General features: G+C 68.5%; 6 protein-coding genes and 1 pseudogene. 4 read left to right on the top strand and 3 right to left on the bottom strand.

Annotated features, from left to right (window positions below; all coding sequences use genetic code 11):
* Positions 1–239: pseudogene (locus tag HUX53_RS40245) on the bottom strand (hypothetical protein); the annotation flags it as partial.
* 271 nt (positions 240–510) lie between these two features.
* Between HUX53_RS40245 and HUX53_RS27800 the strand changes: the two are divergent.
* The 4 genes from HUX53_RS27800 to HUX53_RS27785 all read left to right on the top strand — a co-directional run bounded on the left by HUX53_RS27800 (position 511) and on the right by HUX53_RS27785 (position 2964).
* Entirely contained in the window at positions 511–966 is a 456-nt protein-coding gene (locus tag HUX53_RS27800; protein ID WP_176406177.1) for an STAS domain-containing protein, read from the top strand.
* Between the two features lie 117 nt (positions 967–1083).
* Positions 1084–1590, top strand: coding sequence for a GAF domain-containing protein (locus tag HUX53_RS27795; RefSeq protein ID WP_176406176.1), 507 nt, complete (start codon positions 1084–1086; stop codon positions 1588–1590).
* A 73-nt stretch (positions 1591–1663) separates the two neighbouring features.
* Positions 1664–2359, top strand: a complete 696-nt coding sequence (locus tag HUX53_RS27790) for a GAF and ANTAR domain-containing protein (RefSeq protein WP_176406175.1) — start codon at positions 1664–1666, stop codon at positions 2357–2359.
* A 134-nt stretch (positions 2360–2493) separates the two neighbouring features.
* On the top strand, positions 2494–2964 hold the full coding sequence (locus HUX53_RS27785; protein WP_176406174.1) for an STAS domain-containing protein: 471 nt from the start codon (positions 2494–2496) through the stop codon (positions 2962–2964).
* Between the two features lie 410 nt (positions 2965–3374).
* Here HUX53_RS27785 and HUX53_RS42685 read toward each other — a convergent pair whose 3' ends face one another.
* Together HUX53_RS42685 and HUX53_RS40240 are read right to left on the bottom strand one after the other, a co-directional pair.
* Positions 3375–4076 carry an integrase core domain-containing protein gene (locus HUX53_RS42685; protein WP_217919992.1) on the bottom strand — a complete coding sequence of 234 codons (702 nt, stop codon included), beginning with the start codon at positions 4074–4076 and terminating at the stop codon, positions 3375–3377.
* Between the two features lie 42 nt (positions 4077–4118).
* Complete coding sequence (locus HUX53_RS40240) at positions 4119–4442, bottom strand: hypothetical protein (protein WP_217919991.1); 324 nt, start codon at positions 4440–4442, stop codon at positions 4119–4121.
* Positions 4443–4712: the final 270 nt, after the last annotated feature.

The raw sequence follows: 4712 nt of genomic DNA, 5'->3' as shown, positions 1-4712 counted from the left end.
GGCTCCGCGCGGACAGGGGCGGGGGCGGTGGCCAACGCGTGGTGCGCGTCTGCCAGCCATCCCGGCACCCGGTCGCTCAATACCCCACCCGGCACCATGCCGAGCAAGGAGCGAGCCGCGTCATTGATTCGTGTAACGGACCCGGTCGCGTCCACGGCGAGCACCGGATACGGAGCAGGACCCAGCGCCGGGCCGAGAACGTCGTGGGGACCATCAGTGCTTTGGGTGATTTCCATCACTGTCAGAGGCTGCGGCGGACCACTTCCCTTCCTGAGCAAAGCCGCCGAACGAGGACCTTGTCCTCTCACCCCACCTTAACCACAAAAAGACACTTGCCGGAAGGCAAGGAAGCATTCGGTGCTGCTCGCGAGGCCCGCACCTCCCTCGCGATCTCGCGGGTCCACCGGCCTCGATCAACGGTCTGGCCAGGTCACAGGCGTGTCGGCGACGCACATGATTGTTCGCATCGTCCGCGGGTAGCGTTGACGCGACGGGAGGTCGATTACGGCGATGGACGCTGCACGACACGAAATTACGGCTCTTGAGCAATCGTGGAACGACCCTTACGACCGGATTCGGCTCCAGGTCGAGCACCGCAACTCCTGCCTTCTCATCAAGGCAGCCGGAGAAATCGACCATCTCACGGCGAACGCGTTCCGTGACTACGTGATTTCCCATTGCGTCACTACTCGGCGAATCATCTTGGATTTGCAGGGCGTGACCTTCTGCGACTCCTCCGGACTCGGGGGGCTGGTGGGCATCTGGAAGGCCGCGACGGCGCACGACCGCCGGCTGGTGCTCAGCCGTCCGAGCCCGCTCTGCCACCGGATCCTGCAACGAACCGGCCTCGACGAGCACATCACGATCAGCGTCACCCTCCACCACGCTTTCGCGAGACTGTCCGCCGACCAGGGTGACCTGAAATCTGCGGGGAGCGGCCGCACGCCGCGCCGACGCGTCTCCTGAGCGGCAAGGAGCCGGGTAGGGTGGGACCAGGTTCCGCCCTGTGTCCGCGGATCGGTGCAAAGGATCTGCGAGAGGACCATTGTGGCGATTGACGGCGGCGACCCCGGAGACGGCCAGATGCCGGACCTCCCGGCTGCGCCCGCGTCCGACCACCTCACCACCGCCGAGACAAGTCAGCGGCTGGTCCTGGCCGCCGGAAAGCTGTCTCGTGCGCTGTGTTCGATGGCGGCGCTCTCGGCGGCGGACGGTGCGGCGTTGATGCTGGCCAACGAGGCGAACGGGCTGCATGCCGTGGGCGGGTCCACAGCCGAGGGACTGGAACTGGAGTACGCCCAGGAGTTCGAACGGGCCGGGCCCGCGCAGGAGTCCGTGGCCGCCGATCAGCCCGTGGCGGTGAACGATCTCGCAGATCAGGCCGGCCCGGCATACGCACAACTGGCCCGCCGAGCGGCACCGGTACGCGCCGTGCTGTCGGTACCCGTCCGGCTCGACGGCGCCGTCATCGGCGCGCTGGACTTCTACCGGCGCACGCCCGGCACATGGACCGACGAACAGATCGCGCTCGGCGAGCACCTGGCCGACACCGCCGCCAACCTGGTCGCAAGGCTCGCGGCGCACCCATGAGCACACGAACGCGGACGGCCGTGGCGCGGCCGCACCCCGGCGACCCCGGGCCCGCCGTCCAAGGATGTGAAGCATGATGCATATCGACGTCGAAGCGCTGGGCGCCAGCCTTGAGCGGCTGCGCGAAACCCCGCACGAGACCGACGTCGCGCGGGCCCTGCAGCGGGTGGTCAGCTCGGTGGACCGGCTGTTCGGCTACGACGGCGCCGGCATCATGCTCATCGACCAGAAGGAGCAGCTGCTCTCGATCGCGGCGTCCGATGAGGCGGGACGCTCCCTGGAGGAAGCCCAGGCCCAGGCCGAAGAAGGGCCGTGTTACGACACTTACGTCCTGGGTCGCCCCGTCCACACCAAGGACGTGCGCTCGGACACCCGCTGGCCGCACCTCACGCAGGTCCTCGACGTACGGGTGCGGGCGGTGGCGGGAGTGCCGATCCTGCTGGGCGGCAGCCCGGTCGGCACCTTGAACGTCTACCGGTCCCAGCCCTACGGATGGGACGACTCCGACATGTCGGCGCTGCGCGCCTACGCCGACCTCGTCGGTGAGCTGATGGCGGCCGCGCTGTCGTCCCAGGAGCACAGCGTCACCGCCGCCCAGCTGCAGTACGCGCTCGACTACCGCGTCGCCATCGAACGCGCCATCGGCTACCTCATGGCCACCCACGGCGTGGACGCCGTGGCGGCCTTCAACCGGCTGCGCAAACAGGCACGCGACAGCCGCCGCCGCGTCGCCGAACTGGCCGCAGAGATCCTCGGCGGTGACGCCTAGCACCATCAGGTTCCAATCCACCCGATCCGTTTCACCGGCGCGTCCTCTTTGCACGGGCGCGCCACGTTCGCTCCATCTCGGTCCGGCCCCTGACCCTGCCCGGTCCCGGAGATCCCCGCACTTTTGGAGGCTCTGTGACCCCGGCAAACGATCACCCGTACACCCCGGCATCCCGGCCCAGCGGGCCGACGCCATCGACCACCGCCACCCCCGGCACCGTCTCCTGCGCCGGGGGCGCACTGCTGGTGGCGGTCGACGTCCGTCCATACGACTCCACGGCCGAGTTGCGCCTGCGCGGCGAACTCGACGCGGCCGCCTCCGAGGACCTGCGCCGCCTCATCGGCGCGGTGATCGACCGACACGACCCGCACCGGCTGCTGCTCAACCTCTCCGAGCTGAGCTTCGCCGACTCCAGCGGCCTGGCCGTCCTGGTGTGGGCACACCAGGTCATGACCGGCCACGGCCGCCAGCTGCGCCTGCACCACCCGCAGTCCCGGGTGCTGCGCATCATGAACATCGCCGGACTGCACAACCGCCTGCACATCACCGAAGCGAACGCAGCCGTTCGCCGCCGTTCGCCCGACTCAAACCGGCCGCCCGCCTGACGGACGGCAGCCATCGCCGAGGCCGACCCGCGCCAAGTAGCTACATCGGTTGCGGTGGGCCTCCTCCCCCTCGGGCGACGCCGCACAGGGCGTCCCTGTGCGGGCGCGGCACCGATGTCGTAGACGTCAGGTCGCCAGGCGGAGGTGGGGACCACGCCCGGTTCCAGCACCTCCGCTTCCTTCGTAGTAGCGCGCGATCTGGTCGGGGCTGCGCAGCACCACGTCTATGGAGGAATACCCGGATCAGACGCCCAGGACGGCTTTCGCGGTCAGGAAGTAGATGATCAGACCCGGTGGCGTCCACGAACGTGGTGACCATCGGGGCGGAGACGACCGCAGGGGTCGATCCCTAGCTGCTTGGGCAGCAGCGGCATGGCGCCTGTCCCTGCCGAAAACCTCGTCCAAGCAGGTCATGCGGCATATTCGTACTCGTTGAGGATTCCGCCCAGCCGTTGCGGTGTCCGGATGCTCAGGTGGGCGATCTCGTCGCGTTCGGTGATCGGTGGAGGCAGCGGCTTCAACGGGCGGGCGTTGGCGATGCCCTGATGAGGCCGATGCTCATTGTAGAAGGTCTCGAACTCGCCGAGTGCGTGGAGCAGGTGCCGCTGGTTCCAGATCAGCGTGCGGTCGAGGAGCTCGCGGCGGCACGTCTGCACCGACCGCTCCATGACCGCGTTCATCCTGGGCATCCGCACCCCGGTGAGCACCCCTCGGATACCCGCATCGGCCAGGACGGCGTCGAACACCTCGGGGAACTTGCCATCGCGGTCGCGGATCATGAACCGCACCCGGCAGCCGGCGTCCTCCAGGTCCATGACCAGGTTCCGCGCCGCTTGGGTCACCCACGCTGCGGTCGGGTGGCCGGTGGCACCCAGAACCCGGATGCGGCGGGTGTGGTGCTCGATGACCGCCAGCACGTACATGCGGGTGCCGGTAAGAGTCACGGTCTGAAGGAAGTCACACGCCAGCAGCGCCTCGGCCTGGGAACGCAGGAAGCGGACCCAGGTGGTGGCGGAACGCTCGGGTGCCGGGTCAATGCCAGCGTCGTTGAGGATCTCCCAGACGGTGGAGGCCGCGACCTTGACACCGAGCACCAGCAGTTCGCCGTGCACCCGCCGGTAGCCAGCCCGGGTTCTCCCGCACCAGACGAAGTACTAGCAGGCGGATGGAGCGAACGGTGGGCGGTCGGCTCGGCCGCTTGGTTTGGACCGGGCGCCATGCCGACCGGCGACTAGGTCCCGGTGCCAGCGCAGCACCATGTCCGGCCGCACGAACAGCCGCATCCGCCGCAGCGCGCCGGAAGGTAGCCGGTGCAGCAGCGCCGCCACAAGCGCCCGGTCCGCCGTAGTGAATCGCGCTCTCGTTCCGCCAAGCTGGCGCTCCAGCATGGCGATCTGATGCCGCGACACCAAGATCTCGGCGTCCTTGTCCCGATCGGTCATCGGAAGCAGACGCAGCACCGCGAACGTGTTGGTCACGGTCCGGTAGGCGGGTCAGCCCTGCCTCAGGGCTTCGGCCGAGCCATCGAGGACCAACGCGCCGCCGATGAGCGCGGACAGCACAGACTTATGGCATGCGGCGGTACATCCCCCCCCGAGACTCCGAGAACACGCGGGTCGCAGGTACTACATTCGCAGTTCTTGGGGGATGGGATCTCCGCGCTGCCGGTAGTGGCTGATCAGAGCGCGGGTCTGGTGGGTTCGGCGGAACAGTGACCAGTGCAGGACGTGGTCGATGGTGGTGGCGGC

Origin of the sequence: Actinomadura sp. BRA 177 (assembly GCF_013372625.1) — a bacterium.
GTDB lineage: Bacteria > Actinomycetota > Actinomycetes > Streptosporangiales > Streptosporangiaceae > Spirillospora.
Note: the sequence above shows the minus strand (reverse complement) of the source record. Positions and strands in the feature narration are given on the sequence as shown.

Coding starts and splice junctions, on each gene's coding strand:
- HUX53_RS27800 (WP_176406177.1), top strand. CDS start 511: ATGGACGCTGCACGACACGAAATTACGGCTCTTGAGCAATCGTGGAAC.
- HUX53_RS27795 (WP_176406176.1), top strand. CDS start 1,084: ATGCCGGACCTCCCGGCTGCGCCCGCGTCCGACCACCTCACCACCGCC.
- HUX53_RS27790 (WP_176406175.1), top strand. CDS start 1,664: ATGATGCATATCGACGTCGAAGCGCTGGGCGCCAGCCTTGAGCGGCTG.